The sequence below is a fragment of the Sphingopyxis sp. BE235 genome (genome assembly GCF_031457175.1).
Classification (GTDB): Bacteria; Pseudomonadota; Alphaproteobacteria; order Sphingomonadales; family Sphingomonadaceae; genus Sphingopyxis.
In genome coordinates, this window is record NZ_JAVDWC010000001.1 from 167,453 (window position 1) to 185,851 (window position 18,399).

Here is an 18,399-nt window from a genome sequence, read left to right on the forward strand (position 1 = left end):
GTCATACAGGCAAGGAGAGAGGCCATGACCCTGATACCCCTGATTTCGGCGATTATGACGGCGCCCGAGGCGACCACCGCGCCCGCCGGCGCGGCGGTGCCGCTGCCCCGCAACAGCTATGGCAGCGACGCCCGCCACCACCCCGTCGCGGCGCTGTTCGCCGTCGGGCTGCCCGCCGCGCTGGTCGTCGCGGTCGCGCTGTCGCCGATGATCGTCGAAATGGTGCCAAAGAGCGAGCCGATGACCGGGACGCTGATCGAACTCGAAAAGCCGCTCGATCCGCCGCCGCCCAAACAGGCCGACGATGTCGAGCCGATGCCGAGAGCCGCATCGACGCCCGACGTTATCGATCCGGTCGTTCCGACAACGTCGCTGACGGAACCTTGGGCCGATACGGGGTCCTCAATACCCGACGTCGGCCCCGTCGATCCAGGCCCGCCAGCACGCGCAGCCGATCCGCCGACGATACCCAAGCTGGTGCTTGCACAGCTCGACCAGCGTTATGCGGATCTTTTCCAGCCCGATTATCCCGCGCGCGCGCAGCGCGAGGGGATCGAGGGCGTCGCGGTCGTCCGCGTGCTGATCGGCACCGACGGGCGGGTGAAGGCGGTCGAACTGGTCAGCACCGACGATCCGGCGTTTTTCGAGGCGACGAAACGGCGTGCGCTCACCAAATGGCGCTTCAAAGCGGCGACGCGCGGCGGCGTGCCCGAGGAAAGCTGGAAGGAAATGCGCGTCCGTTTCGAGATCAAGAACGCCTAAGGCCATAAACCTGACCCCTCCGGACGGGCGGCCGATGTGCCGCCCGTCCTTCCTTTCGCTTGACAGAAAGGCCGAATCCCGCCAAAGGCGCCCGGATATTGAGGGGCGGCGCGGCGTCGCGCGGCCCTTTCATGTTTTTCACACCAACGTCGGGGCCCTAGTCCCGCCGCATCCCTCGGACCTCCGATGGATGTGCAGTTAATTCGAGGAACAGGGCCATGGCCAAGCCGACGACCGTCAAGATCAAGCTGGTGAGCACCGCCGACACGGGCTTTTTCTATGTCACGAAAAAGAACCCGCGCACGATGACCGAAAAAATGTCGGTGCGGAAGTACGACCCGCGTGTCCGCAAGCACGTCGAGTTCAAGGAAGCCAAGATCAAGTGATGCATTTCCTCGTGCGCTGAAGCGCGCGGGTTAGAAATGCGTCATCCCGGCGAAAGCCGGGATCCCGAAGGGCGGCCGCGTGCCGCCCTTTTTCGTGCCCGGAGAATGGCGGCTTTGGGTGGGAAGCGGCCACCCCAACATTCGTCTTTCCCGCGAAAGCGGGAACCCAGTAGCAACGGCAGCTCGCGGGGGCCCCGCTTTCGCGGGGATGACGAAGTAAGAGGTGGAGCGGCAACTAACGGTCGCTAACGGCCGTTCGCCCGGCGCCGCCACGCCCCCGCCCGCCCGCGGTCGGCGTCAGAAATCGCGCAGCGGCCGGCGCGCGACGTCATTCTCGATGATGTGCCGGATCGTGATCAGCGTCTTGAACGAATGCACGCCCTTGTCCTCGCCCAGCGCGCGGCGGGTGAAGGCGTCATATTCCTCCATTGAGCCGATCTGCACCTTCAGCAGGAAATCATCGTCGCCGGTCACGTCCCACGCCCCCGTGATTTCGGGGTGGCGGGCGATCTCGCGCGCGAATGCGTCCATAGTCTGCGGCCCGGCCTGTTGCATCCGGACGAGGATATGCATGGTGAGCGCCGATCCGGTCAGCGCCGGATCGACCACCGCGATATCGGCGACGATCACTTTTTCCTCGCGCATCCGGCGCAGGCGGCGGAGCACCGCCGACAGCGACAGCCCGACCTTGTCGGCGAGGATTCGCGCGGGCTGGAGATTGTCGTGCCGCACCAGCGCGAGCAGCCGGCGGTCGAAATCGTCGAGGTCGATCATTTTTCGCATAAACTAAACAATAGCGCGAAAATTGGTCGCCCGCACGATCAATTTCGGCGCCGATCGCCGCATTTGCCGGGGTAGATGGGATTCATCCGGGCCGCCCCCTCCCCATCTTCCGCGGACCCGGATGAAGGAGACATAAGATGACCCATAACACCCCCGAAACGCGCTGGATCACCCGCATCTGGACCGCCGCCGTCACGGCCTCGGAGGCCGCCGTCGCCATCCACTATTCGGCGCCGTGGCTGCGCACCGCCGCACCGCGGCGTTCGGAACGGACCGCCCGCGACGCTTGCGCCGCCTGACGGTCCTTTCCTTCCCCCGCGGCGGTCAGCAGCGACGCTTGCGGTCGATCTCGCGGCCGAGCAGCGCGCCGCCGGCGGCACCGAGGATCGTGCCCGTGGCGCGGTCGCCCCGGCTATCGATTTCGCGGCCCAGCAGGGCGCCGGCGGCGCCGCCGACGATCAGCCCCGTCGTGCCGCTGGTGCGGCAGTTCCGATAATATCGGCCTTCGCGGTGACGCCGATATTCGCGGCGATCCTGCCAGCGGTCATGGTCGCGGTCGTAATGCCCGTGCCGATGGTGGCGGCTGCGCGCCTCGGCTTCGGTCGGCATGGCGGCCAGCGTCGTCGCGCCGATCAACGCCGTCAAGGCCAGCCTCTTCATCAAAAACATCTTATGTCCTTCCATCCTGAACCCCCGCGATCAGGATTAGGAAAAGAAAGCTGGCCGGTGGCTGAACCGGCCGTGCGCTCACCGCCCGCGCCAGCGACTCGCCGATGATTTTGGGCGGCCCGTCGCAATCGACGTCGGGCGATCGAAAAAAGGCTAGGCGAAGGCTCCGACGCTTTCGATGAACTTGATCACCGAAATCGGTTTGGACACATAGGCTTCGGCGCCCGCCGCCTTGATCTGCTCCTCGTCGCCCTTCCCCGCATAGGCGGTGACCGCCATGATCGGCACCGCGCGCAAGGTCAGGTCGGCCTTCATCTGGCCGATCAGGTCGAGCCCGCTGACATGCGGCAACTGGATGTCCATGATGATCAGGTCGGGCGACACTTCGCGCGCCTTGGCCAGCGCGTCGCGTCCGTCGCGCACCGGATGCGCGCTATAGCCATGGGCGTTGAGCAGGTCGCAGAAGAGGCGAAGGTTGAGCTCATTATCTTCGACGACCAGGATGGTCTTGCCCATGTTACTTATGTTCCCCACCTTGCGTACGCGGCCCGTTTAGGCGAATCGGCGGCATGACACAATTAGGGACACACGACTTGCACGATGGCGATGCCGCGCTGGCGCTTCAGGCGCTCGGCTGGATTTTGAGCGACGAACCGCGCGCCGAACGGCTGCTTGGCCTGACCGGGCTCGCCCCCGGCGAACTGCGCGCCTCGCTCGGTGAGCAGGCGACGCTCGCGGCGATCCTGTCGTTCCTCACGGGCCACGAAAACGACCTTGTCGCCTGCGCCGATGCGTTGCAGGTGCCGCCTGCCAGCATCGCTGCCGCCGCCCAGAGACTCGAAGGAACCACCGCATGAACCGCCCGCTCGTCATCACCGATTGCGACGAGGTGCTGATGCACATGGTCGTCCCCTTCGCCGAATGGGTCGACGCCGAACATGGCGTGATCTTCCGCATCGAGGACGCGAGCTTCGCGAACGCGCTGAAACGCAAGGAATGCGGCACGCCGCTCGAGGCCGCCGAAGTGTGGCCCTTGCTCGACGGCTTTTTCCGCCGGGAAATGACGCGGCAATATCCGATCGCCGGTGCGCTCGCGGCGATGGCGGCGATCGGCGCCGAGGCCGATATCGTTGTGCTCACCAACGTCGGCCCCGAACATCAGCAGGCGCGCATCGAACAGCTCGCGCTCCACGATTTCCACGCGCCGGTGATCGGCAGCCGCGGCGGCAAGGGCGAACCGGTGCGCCGCCTGATCGAAGAATATAAGCCCTCGGTCGCCGTCTTCATCGACGATCTCGCGGGCCATCATATGTCGGTCGCGCAGGAGGCGCCCGACGTGTGGCGGCTCCATCTCGTCGGCGAGCCGGCGATCGCGGGCAAGATCGCGCCCGCGAAGCACGCGCATGCGCGCATCGACGACTGGACGGCGGCGCGCGACTGGATCCTGGCGCGCCTCGCCGAAAACATCCCCGCCCCGGCCCCCGAACCGGTCTAACAAGGAAGCTCTCTCATGGATATCGCCGCCAAAATCGCCGAACTCGGCCTCGAACTCCCCAAGCCCGCCGCGCCGGTCGCCGCCTATGTCCCCGTCGTCGAGCATGGCGGCCTGCTCTATGTCAGTGGCCAGTTGCCGTTCCGCGACGGGCAGGTCGTCACCGGCCGTCTGGGCGAAGATGTCGACGTCGCGGGCGGGCAGGATGCCGCGCAGCGCGTCGCGCTGATGCTCGTCGCCCAGATCGGGCAGGCGCTCGGCGGCGACTGGTCGCGCGTCGAGCGCATCGTCAAGCTCGGCGTGTTCGTCAACAGCACCCCCGGCTTCACCGATCAGGCAAAGGTCGCCAATGGCGCGTCGGACCTGTTCGAGACGCTGTTCGGCGAAGCGGGCCGTCATGCGCGCGCCGCGGTCGGCGTCGCCGTGCTGCCGCTCGGTGCCGCGGTCGAGGCCGACGCGATCGTCGCGGTGAAGCCCGCCTAGGAATTCCGGTGGCAGAGGCCGACCCACCCGCGCGCACGATATCGCTCGGAACCGGCGTCGCCGCCATCGACGCCGCGGCATGGGACGCCTTGCACGATGGCGGCAATCCGTTCGTCGGCCACGCCTTCCTGTCGCTGCTCGAGCAATCGGGCAGCGTCGGGGCGGGTACGGGCTGGCAGGCGGCGCCCTTGCTCGTCGAGGATGCCGGCGGGACGCTCGTCGCCGCCGCGCCCGCGTACCTCAAGTCGCACAGCCAGGGCGAATATGTGTTCGACCATGCCTGGGCCGACGCCTGGGCACGCGCGGGCGGCGATTATTATCCGAAACTGCAGATCGCGGCGCCCTTCACCCCCGTGCCGGGACCGCGCCTGCTGGCAACGGATCGGGGCGACGCCTTGCTGCTGCTCCGCGCCGCCGAGGCGGTGGTGCGGCAGAACCAGCTATCGTCGGCGCACGCGACCTTTGTGGCGCCCGACCAGATGGCCCTGTTCGAGGAGGCGGGCTGGCTCGTCCGCCGCGATATCCAGTTTCATTTCGCGAACGCGGGTTATCGCAGCTTCGACGATTTCCTTGGCACGCTGAATTCGGCGAAGCGCAAGCAGCTCCGCAAGGAACGGCTGCGCGCGGTCGACGGTCTGCGCATCGAGGAGCTGACGGGCGACGCGATCGGTCCCGAACATTGGGACGCGATGTGGCTTTTCTATCAGGACACCGGTGCGCGCAAATGGGGGCATCCGTACCTCACGCGCGAAGCGTTCGACCTGATGGGCGAGCGGATGGCGGAGCAGATCATCCTGCTGATCGCCTATGACGGCGAGCAAAGACCGGTCGCGGGCGCGCTGCACTTCGTCGGCGCCGATACGCTCTACGGCCGCTATTGGGGCTGTCTCACCGAGATCCCGTATCTGCATTTCGAACTATGCTATTATCGCGCGATCGACATTGCGATCGCGCGCGGCCTGCGGCGCGTCGAGGCGGGCGCGCAGGGCGGGCACAAGCTCGCGCGCGGCTATGGCCCCGTCGCGACATGGTCGGCGCATTTCATCGCCGATCCGGGATTTCGCCGCGCGGTCGCCGATTATCTCGAACAGGAACGCCGCGCCGAAGAAAGTGAAATGGAGTGGCTGGAAGGGCAGACGCCCTTCAAGCGAAAGGATTAGGCCGCGAAACGGCGCGCGGCAGGACGGCGGGCGGTCTCGTCGAGCCAGGCGCGCGCCTGGCGCTGCGCCTCGGCGATTTCGCCCGGCGACATCTCGTCCGACAAGTCGGCGCGGCACTGCTGGCCTTCGATATTGCCGCCGAGCGCGGCGAGGTTGAACCATTTATGCGCCTGGATCAGGTCGACATCGACCCCGCCAGTGCCGGTCGAAAAAGCGATGCCGAGATCGAAATAGGCATTGGCGTCGCCGCGCGCGGCGTCGAGCAGACGGCTCTCGATCAGATATTGGGCAGACTTCAGACTATTCGCCATGATAACCCCCTTTGCCTCCACCCCACATGGAGACCTCGGGGTCCAAAGTTGCGGTTTATGGTCAACAAAGCGTTAACGGCGATCCGACTTTTTTGTGGATATCGTCCGAAGCTCCCGGAAATCGGTGGGTTTTGGCGTTAATCGCCGACCGGAAGATTGTCGATCAGCCGCGTTTTTCCGATCCGTGCCGCCGCCAGAAGCCGCGCGGGCTTCCGAAAAGCGTCCAGTCTCTCGAGGCTGTCGGCATCGGCGAGTGCGACATAGTCGACGCTGTCGAAGCCCCCCCCGACGATCACCGTCTCGGCCCTGGCGAGCGCTTCGCCAACATCGGCGCCGCCCGCGATCGCTTGCGCCGCGGTGTTCAGCGCACGCGGAAAGATGGTTGCCGCCGTGCGCTGTTCGGGGGAGAGATAGGCGTTGCGCGATGACAGCGCGAGGCCGTCGGTGTCGCGCGCGATCGGCGCCCCCAAAATGTCGATGCCGAAGTCGAGGTCGCGCGCCATGCGGCGGATGATCGCGAGCTGCTGCCAGTCCTTTTCGCCGAAGATCGCGACGTCGGGCCGCACCTGGTTGAACAATTTGGCAACGACGGTCGCGACGCCGTCGAAATGGCCGGGGCGCGCCGCGCCGCAATAATCGGCGCCGAGTTCGGCGACCTCGATATGCGTGCTGTGTCCGCCGGGATACATGACGCTGACATCGGGCGCCCAAAGCAGGCTGGTGCCTTCCTCGACCAGCATCGCCGCATCGCGCGCCTCGTCGCGCGGATAAGCGGCGAAATCCTCGTTGGGGCCGAATTGCGTCGGATTGACGAAAATCGACACGACCGCGTGGTCGGCGACGCGCTTTGCCATGCGCACGAGCGAGAGGTGGCCATCGTGCAGCGACCCCATCGTCGGGACCAGAGCGACGCTCTTTCCTCCCTGCTTCAGTGCCGTAACGGCACGGTGCAGCATCGCGATGTCACGGATGATTTGCACGGCTGGTCGCCCTCCGATATTGGCGCGACTATATCACTTCGCGCGCCGGCCGCCATGCCGCGCAAACAGGAAAATCGCAACGCCCCATGACGACCTCAGCGACGAAGCCCGCACCGCACCGCATCATCTTTGCCAATGAAAAGGGCGGGACGGGGAAATCGACTTGCGCCGTGCATTTCGCGGTCGCGCTGGCGAGCCAGGGCTGGCGCGTCGCGGGCATCGATCTCGACCCGCGCCAGCGCACCTTCCACCGCTATCTCGAAAATCGCGAGAATACCGCGAAGCGCCGCGAGATCGCGCTGCCGACCCCGCGCTTCGAGGTGTTCACCGGCTCGACCATCGAAGAACTCGACGACCAGGTCGCGGCGCTGAGCGAAGACGTCGATTATCTGATCGCCGACACCCCGGGGCGCGACGATGTCTTCGCGCGCCACCTCGCGACGAGCGCCGACACGCTCGTCACCCCGATCAACGACAGCTTCATCGATTTCGACCTGATCGGACAGGTCGATCCCGAAACCTTTCAGGTTACCCGCCCCAGCTTCTATTCCGAACTGATCTGGGACGCGCGCAAGACGCGCGCGAAGACCGACGGGCGGACGATGGATTGGATCATCCTGCGCAACCGGCTCCAGCATGTCGACGCGCACAATATGCGCCGCGTCGGCGAGGCGCTGACCCAGCTGTCGCGGCGCGTCGGGTTTCGCGTCATCCCGGGGCTCGGCGAGCGCGTCATCTATCGTGAGCTTTTCCCGGCTGGCCTCACGCTGCTCGACAAGGCGCACCTTGGCGGCATGGGGATTGGTCACGTCGTCGCGCGGCAGGAACTCCGCGAGGCGATGGGTGGACTGAACCTCCCGGTGCGCGAAAGATTGCATCCGGATGGGGATTTGTTCGCCGCCGCCTAGGGTCCGTACTCCACTACAGCGCCGTCGAGGTTTGAAGCAAAATGGCTCAGTGCGAGGAGAGAAGGCGGAGGAATATGTCGATATTTCCAGACTTCTCGACGAAGCAATGGGCCATTTTGATCAAATCCCTTCGGGACGCCCAAATGGCTTCCATCTCGATCCGAGAGCCGCTTGGAAAGGCAACCAGCCTTCCCGGCGCATCTCTCGGCCCGATCTGTTCGCCATTTGGGCGCCTCGACGGCGCTGTAGTGGAGTACGGACCCTTACCTTCTCTCCCCAAGAGGATCAAAGATGACGCACAATTTCCACCCGACGATGCTGCGCGAATATGACATCCGCGGGGTCGTTGGCGACACGCTGTCCGACAAGGATGCCTATGCCATCGGCCGCAGCTTCGCGACGCTGGTCCGCCGCGCGGGCGGCAAGCGCATTGCCGTCGGCTATGACGGCCGCCTCTCGTCGCCGATGCTCGCCGATGCGCTGATTGCCGGGATCAACGACGCGGGCGCCGACGCGCTCAATGTCGGGCTCGGGCCGACGCCGATGCTCTATTATGCCGCGTCAACCGAGGATGTGGAGGGCGGCATACAGATAACCGGTAGCCACAATCCCCCCGACTATAATGGCTTCAAATTTGTGATGCAGGGGCGTCCCTTCTACGGCGCCGATATTCTGGGCATCGGCGAAATGGCCGCCGCGGGCGACTGGGAGTCCGTCGATGTTGGGGGCGAAGGCACGTCGCAGAGCATCGATATCGTCGACGCCTATGTCGACCGGCTGGTCGAGGGCTTCGCCGGCGGCGCCTTCCGCATCGGCTGGGACGCCGGCAACGGCGCCGCGGGCACCGTCATCGAGAAACTCACCGCGCGCCTTCCGGGCGAGCACCACCTGCTGTTTACCGACATCGACGGCCATTTTCCGAACCACCATCCCGATCCCACCGAAGAGAAGAATCTCGCCGATCTGCGCAAGCTCGTCGCGGAGAAGAGCCTCGACTTCGGCGTCGCTTTCGATGGAGACGGCGACCGCATCGGCGCGATCGACGGCGAAGGCCGCGTGATCTGGGGCGACCAGCTCCTGCAAATCTATGCCGCGGCGGTGCTGAAGGACCTGCCCGGTGCGACGGTCATCGCCGACGTGAAGGCGAGCCAGGCGCTGTTCGACCGCGTCGCCGAACTTGGTGGCAAACCGCTGATGTGGAAGACCGGCCACAGCCTGATCAAGGCGAAGATGAAGGAAACCGGCAGTCCGCTCGCGGGCGAGATGAGCGGGCATATCTTCTTCGCCGACCGCTATTATGGTTATGACGATGCGCCCTATGCTGCGGTGCGGCTGATCGAGGCGGCGACGAAGCTCGGGCAGAGCGTCACGCAGCTGCGCGGCAATATGGCGCCGATGGTCAACACCCCCGAAATGCGCTTCCAGGTCGACGAGAGCCGCAAATTCGCCATTGTGGATGAAGTCCTCGACCGGCTCACGGCATCGGGCGCGCAGGTCGACCGCACCGACGGCGCGCGCGTGCTCACCGACGACGGCTGGTGGCTGCTCCGCGCCTCGAACACGCAGGATGTGCTCGTCGCGCGCGCCGAAGCCAAGGACGAGGCGGCACTGGCGCGGCTGCTCGCGGCGATCGACGAGCAGCTCGCTTTGTCGGGGATCGTACGCGGGCCGCAGGCGGCGCACTAGGCTCCTGCTCCCCTCCCTTTCAGGGAGGGGTCGGGGGTGGGTATGCGGATGGAAAGAACGCCTGCGGCGACCTACCCCTAACCCCTCCCTGAAAGGGAGGGGAACGGCCCTGCAAAAATCTTGCCAGATTGACCTTGGCCGCGTCGCTGGGGTAACGCCGCCCGGGGGCTAGAAACGGAACCGACCGACCTATGACCGACGACGAATCCAATGCGGGCACGCTGACCGAGAGTGATCATGGCGTCACCGAGCACAAGGCGCATGTCCGCAAGGATGCCGCTGCGGGCAACGGTCTGGCGGTCATTTCGATCGCCAAAAGCTATGACAAGCGCACCGTCCTCTCCGACGTGTCGCTGTCGGTCGGCAAGGGCGAGGTGGTCGGCCTGCTCGGTCCCAACGGCGCGGGCAAGACGACCTGCTTCTATTCGATCATGGGGCTGGTGAAGCCCGACGCCGGGCGCATCATGCTCGACGGCGCCGACATCACCGCGCTGCCGATGTATCGCCGCGCGATCCTCGGCCTCGGCTATCTGCCGCAGGAAACCTCGATCTTTCGCGGCATGACGGTCGAGCAGAATATCGGCGCGGTGCTCGAACTCAGCGAGCCCGACAAGATCGCGCGCGAACGGCGCATGGAAGAATTGCTCGACGAATTCGGCCTCACGCGCCTCCGCGATTCGGCGGCGATGGCGCTGTCGGGCGGCGAACGGCGCCGCGCCGAAATCGCCCGCGCGCTCGCGGCCAACCCGTCGATCATGCTGCTCGACGAACCTTTTGCTGGCATCGACCCCTTGTCGATCAGCGACATTCGCGATCTGGTCGTCGACCTCAAGACGCGCGGCATCGGCGTGCTGATCACCGACCACAATGTGCGCGAGACGCTCGACCTCGTCGACCGCGCCTGCATCATCTACGACGGCAAGGTGCTGCTTGCCGGCTCCCCGGAAGAGCTCGTCGCCGACCCCGAGGTGCGTCGCCTCTATCTCGGCGAGGGCTTCTCTTTGTAATGTTATGACACGCTGATGGCGTTGGGACCGCGCCTCGATCTCCGCCAGTCGCAATCGCTGGTGATGACGCCGCAGCTGCAGCAAGCGATCAAGCTGCTGGCACTGTCGAATCTCGAACTCGAAGCCTATCTGGCCGAGGCGCTCGAAGGCAATCCGCTGCTCGATACGGCGTCGGCCGACAGCGACGGCAGCGCGGGCGATCCCGATGGCGTGCCTGGCGGCGACGCACCGGCGGCCGAGGCCGCGACGCTCGACGCCGATCAGGCGCTGTCCGCCGACGGCGGCACCGCGAACGATCTCGACGTCGATCTTGCCGCCGATAGCTTCCACCACGACAGCGCCAGCGACAATGTCGGCCTGTCGGGGAGCGGCGAGGATATCGATTTCGACAGCTTCGCCGAGCATGAGGGCACGCTGCACGACCATCTGCTCGCGCAGGTCGGCGAACGTTTCAGCGGGGTCGAGGCGATCGTCGCGGGCCAGCTCGTCGCGCTGATCGACGAGGCGGGCTATCTGCGCGCCGACCTTGCCGAACTCGCCGCGCAGCTCGGCGTTCCGCTCGCCTTGCTCGAAGAGATACTCGCGGGCATCCAATGCTTCGACCCCTCGGGCGTCGGCGGGCGCGACCTCGCCGAATGCATCGCGATCCAGGCGCGCGAGGCCGACCGCTACGATCCCGCGATGGCAACGATGATCGCGCACCTCGATCTCGTCGCCAAGGGCGCCTTCCCGCAACTGAAGCGCATCTGCGGGGTCGACGACGAGGATCTTGCCGACATGATTCGCGAACTGCGCGGCTATGATCCCAAGCCCGGGCTCAAATTCGGCGGCGATGGCGCCCCGGCGGTCGTCCCCGACCTCTATATCCGCCAGACCGCGAAGGGCTGGGCGGTCGAGATCAACAGCGGCACGCTGCCGCGCCTTCTCGTCAACCGCCGCTATTATACCGAACTCGCGCAGGGCGCGGCGGCGAAGAACAAGGCGTGGCTCTCCGAACAGCTCGCGGGCGCCAACTGGCTCGTCCGCGCGCTCGACCAGCGCCAGCGCACGATCGTCAGGGTCGCGAGCGCGATCGTGAAGCAGCAGGAAGGCTTTTTCCTCCACGGCGTCGCACACATGCGCCCGCTGACCTTGCGGCAGGTCGCCGAGGAGATCGGCATGCACGAATCGACCGTCAGCCGCGTCACGAGCAACAAATATCTGAGCTGCGCGCGCGGATTGTTCGAGCTCAAATATTTCTTCTCGAGCGGCATTTCCGATACGCAAGGCGACGGCGCGGTGTCGGCCGAGGCGGTGAAGAGCCGGATCAAGGCGATGATCGAGGCCGAGGATGGCAAGGCGATTCTCTCCGACGAGACGATCGCGCAGAAACTCTCGGCCGAGGGCCACGACATCGCACGGCGCACCGTCGTCAAATATCGTGAGGCGATGGGTTTTGGCTCGTCGGTGCAGCGGCGGCGGCAAAAGGCGCTGGCGGGGTAGCATATCGTCGCCCCCGCGAAGGCGGGGGCCGCAGGCGGTGTAGCGCGAGGCCGATGGCGGTTCCCGCCTTCGCGGGGACGACGTTTTCTCCTCGCAGCCGGTTGACTTTTTACCCGCTTCCCCATAGTTGCGCCGCTTCGCGTCAATACGCCAAGATTTACGGACAGAGATCATGAAGATTCGCAACAGCCTGAAGTCGCTGAAGGACCGCCACCGGGATAACCGCGTTATCCGCCGCCGTGGCCGCACCTATGTGATCAACAAGACCAACCGCCGCTTCAAGGCGCGCCAGGGCTAATGCCCCTGCGCGGGGTGATTTCGCCCCGTTTGTTTTTGATGAACAGCGTTACGCCGTCGGAGGCTTCCGGCGGCGCTTTCGCGTGTCTGGAGGCCGCATGATTCGGCAGAGTGTGATCTTCGACGTCGGCCGCGTCCTGTTCGACTGGGACCTGCGCTATCTCTTCGCCAAGCTGATCGCCGACAAGGACCAGCTCGAATGGTTCGTGACGAATGTCGTCACGCCCGGGTGGCATTTCCAGCACGACGCCGGGCGCCCGCTCGCCGAGATGGTGCCCGAACGGAAAGCCGAGTTTCCCGATCATGCGCCGCTGATCGATGCCTATGCGACGCGCTTCAACGAGACGATTCCCGCGCCGATGCCCGGCAGCCTCGAACTCGTCGAGCGCCTCGACGCCGCGGGCGTGCCGCTGTTTGCGATCACCAACTTCGGCCATGAATTCTGGGAAGCTTTCCGCCCGACCCAGCCGGTCTTCGATCGCTTCGGCGATATCATCGTGTCGGGGACCGAGAAATTGATGAAGCCCGACCCCGCCATCTACCGCCTCGCGATCGAGCGATTCGGCATCGACCCCGCGGGTGCGCTGTTCATCGACGACAATGCTGCGAATGTCGCGGGTGCCGAATCGGTTGGCATTGCCGCCCATCGCTTTGAGGATGCGGTGACGCTGGAGGTCGAATTGATCGCGCGCGGATATTTGCCGGTCTGATGAGCAGGGCGGACCGCCTCGAGCGCCTCGACACCCGCCGTGTCGAGCTGGAAGCCGAATATGAGGCCGTACTGCTAGACGCGTTGCGCCGGGTTGCTGCCGGCTCATGGGGCTTGTTTGGCCACACCAAGGATCGCGCGGCGCACGCCAAATGGGAACCCGTCGTTATGGACCTGTGCGACCGGGGCGAAGAAATCGATCAAGTGCGCGATCAACTGGGCTTGCAGCCCTTCGCGCTGCACGAAGAATTCGAGGCGTCTCGCGGACCCGTCGCATCGAACGCGCCGGGCGAACCCAAGCAGGCGAAGGCATGGCTGCAGCGGCTGGGCAAGGACGCCTAGGCGCTTACGCATCATCCAAAAACATCGTCATTCCCGCGAAAGCGGGGACCCAGCGAGCAACCGTCTGAACTGGGTTCCCGCTTTCACGGAATGACGACGTTTGTGATTATTTCTCGACCCCCAACTGCGTCAGCACAAAGGCGAACTCTTCGGCATCCTCGCGCAGCGCGCCCCAGCGGCCCGACTTGCCGGCATGGCCGGCGCCCATGTTGGTGCGCAGAAGCAGCGTCGCGTCGTTGGTGCGCGTCGCGCGCAGCTTCGCGACCCATTTGGCGGGCTCCCAATAGGTCACGCGCGGGTCGTTGAGGCCGGCCGACACGAGCATCGGCGGATAGGCCTTTGCGGTCACATTGTCGTAAGGGCTGTAGCTCAGCATATAGTCGAACGCGGCCTTGTCGGTGATCGGATTGCCCCATTCGGGCCATTCGCCGGGGGTCAGCGGCAGCGTTTCGTCGACCATCGTGTTGATCACATCGACGAAGGGCACGCCCGCGAGCACCGCGCCCCACAGCTCGGGCGCCTGATTATAGACCGCCCCCATCACCTGCCCGCCCGCCGAACGGCCCTCGATCGAAATCTTGCCCGCGCTCGTATATTTCGCCGCGATCAGGCCCTTGGCGACGTCGATAAAGTCGTTGAACGTATTCTTGCGCTCGGTCGTCTTGCCCGCGAGATACCAGGCGCGGCCGAGGTCGTCGCCGCCGCGCACATGCGCGATCGCGTAGATCATGCCGCGATCGACGAGGCTGAGCCGCGTCGTCGAGAAGCCTGGCGGGACGCGGTAGCCGTACGAGCCATAGACATAGAGGTGCATCGGCGCACTGCCGTCGCGCGGCGTGCCCTTCTTGTAGACGAGCGAGACCGGCACCGGCGTGCCGTCGCGCGAAGGCATGTTCACCAATTCGGTTACATAGTCATCATGATTATAACCGGATGGAATTTCCTGCACCTTCAGCGTCTCGAGCTTGCCGCTCGCAAGGTCGTAATCGAACACCGTGTCGGGGGTGACCATCGATTCATAATCGAGGCGCAGCTTGTCCTGATGATATTCGGGATTGTCGCCGAGCCCCGCCACATAGGTCGCCTCGGGGAACTGGATCCGGCCGGGGGTCAGCGGCGCGTCATATTTGCGGACATCGACCTGATCGACGCCCTTCTCGCGCGTTTCGAGGACGAAATAGTCGCGGAAGACCGAAAGCCCGGTGATGTAGCTCGCATCCGATCCTGGGATCAGCGTCTTCCACGTTCCCGGCGCCTTGATGTCGGCGGTCGCGACGCGGAAATTGGGATGCTCGTCGTTGGTGTAGACATAGAGCGTGCCGTTGCGCTCATCGACGCTATATTCGCGGCCCTTCTTGCGCGCCGACACGAGCTGCATCTTCGCTTCGGGATTGTCGGCGGGGAGCAGGTAAACCTCGCTCGTCTCGTTATCGCCCGTCGCGATCACGATATAATTGTCGGCCGCGGTCTTCCCGATCCCGACCCCGAAACCGATGTCGGCTTCCTTATAGAGCAATTTGTCCGCGCTCACCGGGGTACCCAGCTTGTGCAGCCGGACATTGTCGGTGCGCCAATTCTCGTTCGCGAGGCCATAGAGGATCGCATCGTTCTGCGCCGTCCATATCAGTGACGACAGCGTGCCGGGGATCACGTCGGGCAGCATTTCGCCGGTATCGAGATTGCGGATGCGCACCTCGAACCGTTCGGAGCCATTGTCGTCGAACGAATAGGCCATCAGCTTGCCGTTCGGGCTGACCGATACCTCCGCGAGACGGAAATAATCCTTGCCCGCGGCCATCGCGACCTCGTCGAGGATCAGGATCGCGTCGCCGCCCGCGGCGGGTTTACGATACCATTTCTTATATTCGGCGCCCTCTTCAAATTCGACCCAATAGACCCAGTCGCCGTCCTTCTGCGGCACGGAAGAATCGGCTTCCTTGATCCGACCCTTCATCTCCTGGAAGATCGTTTCGACGAGCGCCGCATGCGGCTTCATCGCGGCGTCGAAATAGGCATTCTCGGCCTTCACATAGTCGAGCACATCCTTGTCATCGATCGTCGGATAGCTCTCGTCCTTCAGCCAGTGATACGGGTCGGAGAGTTTTTTGCCGTGCAGCGTCACTTCGTGCGGGCGCTTTTCCGCGACCGGGGCAGCGGGCAGGGCAGGGGTCGGGCTGGTCAATGCGGCATCTTTCTCTTTGGCGAACAGGGCAGGCGATGCGACAAGCGGGGTGGCAATTGCTGCCAGAAACATCCAAATAGCGCGCATCGAAAAATCCCCCGCGGTGTCGCCCGATTGGGCGGGATCGCCTACGATGTAGGAACAAGGAAGCGACCATGTCCAGCCCCGTCCCCCAATCGGTCTATGCAGAGCGCCTCGCCCGCGTCCGCGCCGAACTTGCCGCGCGCGGTCTCGACGGCTTCGTGGTGCCGATCAGCGACGAACATATGAGCGAATATGTCGGCGACTATGCGCAGCGCATGGCGTGGCTGACGGGCTTCGGCGGTTCGGCCGGCACCGCGGCGGTGCTGCCCGCAAAGGCCGCGGTGTTCGTCGACGGGCGCTATACGGTGCAGGTGCGCGATCAGGTCGATGGGTCGCTGTTCGACTATGTCGGCGTGCCGCAGTCGAGCGTCGCCGAATGGCTCGGCGCACATGTTAGCGCGGGGCAGAAGATCGGTTTCGACCCCTGGCTCCACGGCATCGACTGGGCGCGCGGGCTGGGCAAGGCGCTCGCCGACAAGGGCGCGCAGCTCGTCGCGGTCGACGCCAACCCGCTCGACGCCGCGTGGGACGACCGGCCCGCGCCGAGCGCCGCCGCGGTGACGGTTTATGACACGCAGCTCGCGGGGCAGGCGGCGACCGACAAGCGCGCCGTGATCGCCGACTGGCTGAAGGCCAGGGGGCTCGACACGACGGTGATGACCGCGCTCGATTCGGTCGCGTGGACCTTCAACATCCGCGGGTCGGACGTCAGCCACACGCCCGTCGGGCTCGCCTTTGCATTGCTCCATGCCGACGCGACCGCCGACCTGTTCATCGCGCCCGAGAAGGTCACCGACGCGGTGCGCGCGCATCTGGGCAACAGCGTGCGCGTCCACGACCGCGACGCGTTCGAGGCCGCGCTCGCCGATCTCAAGGACAAGAAGGTCGCGGTCGACCCCGACCGCGCGGTTGCGGCGATCTTCACCGCATTGGAAGCGGCCGGCGCGAAGATCGAACGCCACCGCGACCCCGCGGTGCTGCCCAAGGCGATCAAGAACGACACCGAGCTGAACGGCACGCGCGCCGCGCACGTCCGCGACGGCGTCGCGGTGTCGCGCTTCCTGCAATGGATGGAGGATGTCGCGCCGCAGGGCGGGCTCGACGAACTCGGCGCCGCGGCGAAGCTGCGCGAATTTCGCGACCAGAATGGCGCGCTTGTCGATCTGAGCTTCGACACCATCTCGGCGGCGGGTCCGAACGGCGCGCTGCCGCATTACAAGGTCGACGCGACGACGAACCGCGCGATCGAGACGGGCACGCTCTATCTCGTCGATTCGGGCGGGCAGTACGCCGACGGCACGACCGACATCACGCGCACGATCGCGATCGGCGCGCCGACCGCCGAAATGCGCCGCCGCTTCACGCAGGTGCTGAAGGGGCATATCGCGCTCGCGACCGCGCGCTTCCCGAAGGGCACGCGCGGCAGCCAGCTCGACATTCTTGCGCGCCAATATCTGTGGGCCGACGGGGTCGATTATGCCCACGGCACCGGCCACGGCGTCGGCGCTTATCTGGCGGTCCACGAAGGCCCGCAGCGTATCGCCAAGCCGTCGGGCGGGCAGGCGGGGACCGAGGAGGCGCTCCACGCGGGCATGATCCTCTCGAACGAGCCCGGCTATTACAAGGCGGGCGCGTTCGGCATCCGCATCGAAAATCTGGTGATCGTGGTGCCGCAGAGCATCGACGGCGCCGAAGAGGATATGCTGGGGTTCGAGACGATCACCTTCGCCCCGATCGCACAGAACCTCATCGACGCCGCGCTGCTGTCGGGTGCCGAGGCCGACTGGCTCGACGCCTATCATGCGGCGGTGTTCGAAAAACTCGCGCCCGGGATGGCCGGCGACGACCGGGCCTGGCTCGAAGCCGCGTGCGCGCCGCTCGACCGCGCCCCCGCCGCGCTCGCGGCTTGATCGCCACATGACCGACCTTCGCAGCGACGTGCCGCTCGCCGATTTCCGTGTGCAGGAGCGCGTCCGCGTCCGTTTCAACGAGATCGACGGCCAGAATATCGTCTTCAACGCCAATTATCTCGTCTACGCCGACATCGGCGTGACCGAATATTTCCGGGCGCTCGGCGAGGGGCAACCCGGACCCTATTTTCACCAATATGGTACAGATATTCACGAGACGCATTGCGAGATCGACTATCATGCGCCCGCGCGGCTCGACGAACTGATCACGATCGCGGCGCGAATCAATCGCTTCGGGCGGACGAGCTTCACGGTTCATTGCGGGATTTTCCGCGAAAATGAGCGGCTCACCGATATCGAGATCAGCTACGCCCATCTCGACACCGACAGCGGGACGCCGACGCCGCTGCCGGGCAGCTTCATTGCCGAAGTCAGGCGATTCGAAGCAAGGACGCCCGTACAGGACTGATTCGCGATCGCCCGATTCGAACCGGATCGTATTTCTCGACTAAAAAAGTCAGGTTTTTAGCCCGAAAATGGGCAAAAAAAAGGGCCACCCGAAGGTGGCCCGTGAAAGTTTTGGGAGAGGATGCCTAAAAGGCATGCTCATATTGCACTGCACCAAAAATGTTGCAACTGCGAAATGGACATCTGCTATTGCATTTTTTGCAATCGAGAACGCTCCCATTCTTCATCTGACGCAATCCCTCGCGCGCGTCGCTTCCCCTCGCAAATTGCCGCGACATCGCCTAAATTGGGCCAATGG

General features: G+C 65.0%; 22 protein-coding genes. 16 read left to right on the plus strand and 6 right to left on the minus strand.

Translation table 11 applies throughout. The annotated features are described in order from the left end of the window. The first annotated feature begins 24 nt into the window (after positions 1-24). Together J2X38_RS00865 and rpmG are read left to right on the plus strand one after the other, a co-directional pair. Positions 25-762 carry a TonB family protein gene (locus J2X38_RS00865; RefSeq protein WP_310250104.1) on the plus strand — a complete coding sequence of 246 codons (738 nt, stop codon included), beginning with the start codon at positions 25-27 and terminating at the stop codon, positions 760-762. Between the two features lie 218 nt (positions 763-980). Next, a complete protein-coding gene (gene rpmG / locus J2X38_RS00870; protein WP_037515700.1) occupies positions 981-1,148 on the plus strand; it encodes a 50S ribosomal protein L33 in 168 nt (55 codons plus the stop codon). Positions 1,149-1,445: 297 nt separating this feature from the next. Here the strand turns inward: rpmG and J2X38_RS00875 are convergent, their stop codons facing one another. After that, on the minus strand, positions 1,446-1,931 hold the full coding sequence (locus J2X38_RS00875) for an Lrp/AsnC family transcriptional regulator (protein WP_058539557.1): 486 nt from the start codon (positions 1,929-1,931) through the stop codon (positions 1,446-1,448). A gap of 137 nt (positions 1,932-2,068) precedes the next feature. Here J2X38_RS00875 and J2X38_RS00880 point away from each other — a divergent pair, with 137 nt between their 5' ends. Further along, complete coding sequence (locus tag J2X38_RS00880; RefSeq protein ID WP_156419787.1) at positions 2,069-2,230, plus strand: hypothetical protein; 162 nt, start codon at positions 2,069-2,071, stop codon at positions 2,228-2,230. A 25-nt stretch (positions 2,231-2,255) separates the two neighbouring features. Here J2X38_RS00880 and J2X38_RS00885 read toward each other — a convergent pair whose 3' ends face one another. Together J2X38_RS00885 and J2X38_RS00890 are read right to left on the minus strand one after the other, a co-directional pair. After that, positions 2,256-2,591, minus strand: coding sequence for a glycine zipper 2TM domain-containing protein (locus J2X38_RS00885; RefSeq protein ID WP_037515849.1), 336 nt, complete (start codon positions 2,589-2,591; stop codon positions 2,256-2,258). A gap of 162 nt (positions 2,592-2,753) precedes the next feature. Beyond that, a complete protein-coding gene (locus J2X38_RS00890; protein ID WP_037515703.1) occupies positions 2,754-3,116 on the minus strand; it encodes a response regulator in 363 nt (120 codons plus the stop codon). 77 nt (positions 3,117-3,193) lie between these two features. Between J2X38_RS00890 and J2X38_RS00895 the strand changes: the two genes are divergently transcribed. From J2X38_RS00895 to J2X38_RS00910, 4 genes are read left to right on the plus strand one after another with little or no spacing between them, the layout of a single operon-like run. Then, positions 3,194-3,457 carry a DUF3572 family protein gene (locus J2X38_RS00895; protein ID WP_310250114.1) on the plus strand — a complete coding sequence of 88 codons (264 nt, stop codon included), beginning with the start codon at positions 3,194-3,196 and terminating at the stop codon, positions 3,455-3,457. Next, positions 3,454-4,095: an HAD family hydrolase gene (locus J2X38_RS00900; RefSeq protein ID WP_310250117.1), complete on the plus strand. Its 642-nt coding sequence runs from the start codon at positions 3,454-3,456 to the stop codon at positions 4,093-4,095. The genes J2X38_RS00895 and J2X38_RS00900 overlap by 4 nt, the downstream gene beginning before the upstream one ends. A gap of 15 nt (positions 4,096-4,110) precedes the next feature. Beyond that, positions 4,111-4,575 (plus strand): RidA family protein, encoded by a 465-nt coding sequence (locus J2X38_RS00905; RefSeq protein ID WP_310250120.1) that lies wholly within the window; start codon positions 4,111-4,113, stop codon positions 4,573-4,575. 8 nt (positions 4,576-4,583) lie between these two features. Next, on the plus strand, positions 4,584-5,735 hold the full coding sequence (locus J2X38_RS00910; protein ID WP_058539553.1) for a GNAT family N-acetyltransferase: 1,152 nt from the start codon (positions 4,584-4,586) through the stop codon (positions 5,733-5,735). On the opposite strand, the gene J2X38_RS00915 is transcribed toward J2X38_RS00910, so the two are convergent. Continuing rightward, a complete protein-coding gene (locus J2X38_RS00915) occupies positions 5,732-6,046 on the minus strand; it encodes a sel1 repeat family protein (protein ID WP_056373095.1) in 315 nt (104 codons plus the stop codon). The genes J2X38_RS00910 and J2X38_RS00915 overlap by 4 nt on opposite strands. 137 nt (positions 6,047-6,183) lie before the next feature. Beyond that, complete coding sequence (panC, locus tag J2X38_RS00920) at positions 6,184-7,026, minus strand: pantoate--beta-alanine ligase (protein WP_310250125.1); 843 nt, start codon at positions 7,024-7,026, stop codon at positions 6,184-6,186. Between the two features lie 86 nt (positions 7,027-7,112). Here panC and J2X38_RS00925 point away from each other — a divergent pair, with 86 nt between their 5' ends. The 7 genes from J2X38_RS00925 (at position 7,113) to J2X38_RS00955 (ending at position 13,457) form a co-directional block, all read left to right on the plus strand. Further along, entirely contained in the window at positions 7,113-7,934 is an 822-nt protein-coding gene (locus tag J2X38_RS00925) for a division plane positioning ATPase MipZ (protein ID WP_137892187.1), read from the plus strand. A 291-nt stretch (positions 7,935-8,225) separates the two neighbouring features. Further along, positions 8,226-9,620 carry a phosphoglucomutase/phosphomannomutase PgmG gene (pgmG, locus tag J2X38_RS00930; RefSeq protein WP_310250129.1) on the plus strand — a complete coding sequence of 465 codons (1,395 nt, stop codon included), beginning with the start codon at positions 8,226-8,228 and terminating at the stop codon, positions 9,618-9,620. A gap of 191 nt (positions 9,621-9,811) precedes the next feature. Continuing rightward, positions 9,812-10,627: an LPS export ABC transporter ATP-binding protein gene (lptB, locus tag J2X38_RS00935; protein WP_310250132.1), complete on the plus strand. Its 816-nt coding sequence runs from the start codon at positions 9,812-9,814 to the stop codon at positions 10,625-10,627. A 15-nt stretch (positions 10,628-10,642) separates the two neighbouring features. Then, complete coding sequence (rpoN, locus tag J2X38_RS00940; protein WP_310250135.1) at positions 10,643-12,109, plus strand: RNA polymerase factor sigma-54; 1,467 nt, start codon at positions 10,643-10,645, stop codon at positions 12,107-12,109. A 172-nt stretch (positions 12,110-12,281) separates the two neighbouring features. Then, positions 12,282-12,407 carry a type B 50S ribosomal protein L36 gene (gene ykgO, locus J2X38_RS00945; protein WP_003046794.1) on the plus strand — a complete coding sequence of 42 codons (126 nt, stop codon included), beginning with the start codon at positions 12,282-12,284 and terminating at the stop codon, positions 12,405-12,407. 97 nt (positions 12,408-12,504) lie between these two features. Then, positions 12,505-13,116, plus strand: coding sequence for an HAD family phosphatase (locus J2X38_RS00950; protein ID WP_310250137.1), 612 nt, complete (start codon positions 12,505-12,507; stop codon positions 13,114-13,116). Further along, the gene (locus J2X38_RS00955) at positions 13,116-13,457 is read left to right on the plus strand and encodes a hypothetical protein (protein ID WP_310250140.1); all 342 of its coding nucleotides are present in this window, start codon (positions 13,116-13,118) and stop codon (positions 13,455-13,457) included. Before J2X38_RS00950 ends, J2X38_RS00955 begins: the two co-directional genes overlap by 1 nt. Before the next feature lie 106 nt (positions 13,458-13,563). Here J2X38_RS00955 and J2X38_RS00960 read toward each other — a convergent pair whose 3' ends face one another. Further along, on the minus strand, positions 13,564-15,726 hold the full coding sequence (locus tag J2X38_RS00960) for a S9 family peptidase (RefSeq protein ID WP_310250143.1): 2,163 nt from the start codon (positions 15,724-15,726) through the stop codon (positions 13,564-13,566). Between the two features lie 68 nt (positions 15,727-15,794). Here J2X38_RS00960 and J2X38_RS00965 point away from each other — a divergent pair, with 68 nt between their 5' ends. Both J2X38_RS00965 and J2X38_RS00970 read left to right on the plus strand, forming a co-directional pair. Then, positions 15,795-17,633 carry an aminopeptidase P family protein gene (locus J2X38_RS00965; RefSeq protein WP_310250146.1) on the plus strand — a complete coding sequence of 613 codons (1,839 nt, stop codon included), beginning with the start codon at positions 15,795-15,797 and terminating at the stop codon, positions 17,631-17,633. Between the two features lie 7 nt (positions 17,634-17,640). Then, positions 17,641-18,102 (plus strand): thioesterase family protein, encoded by a 462-nt coding sequence (locus tag J2X38_RS00970; protein ID WP_058539544.1) that lies wholly within the window; start codon positions 17,641-17,643, stop codon positions 18,100-18,102. Positions 18,103-18,399 lie beyond the last annotated feature (297 nt).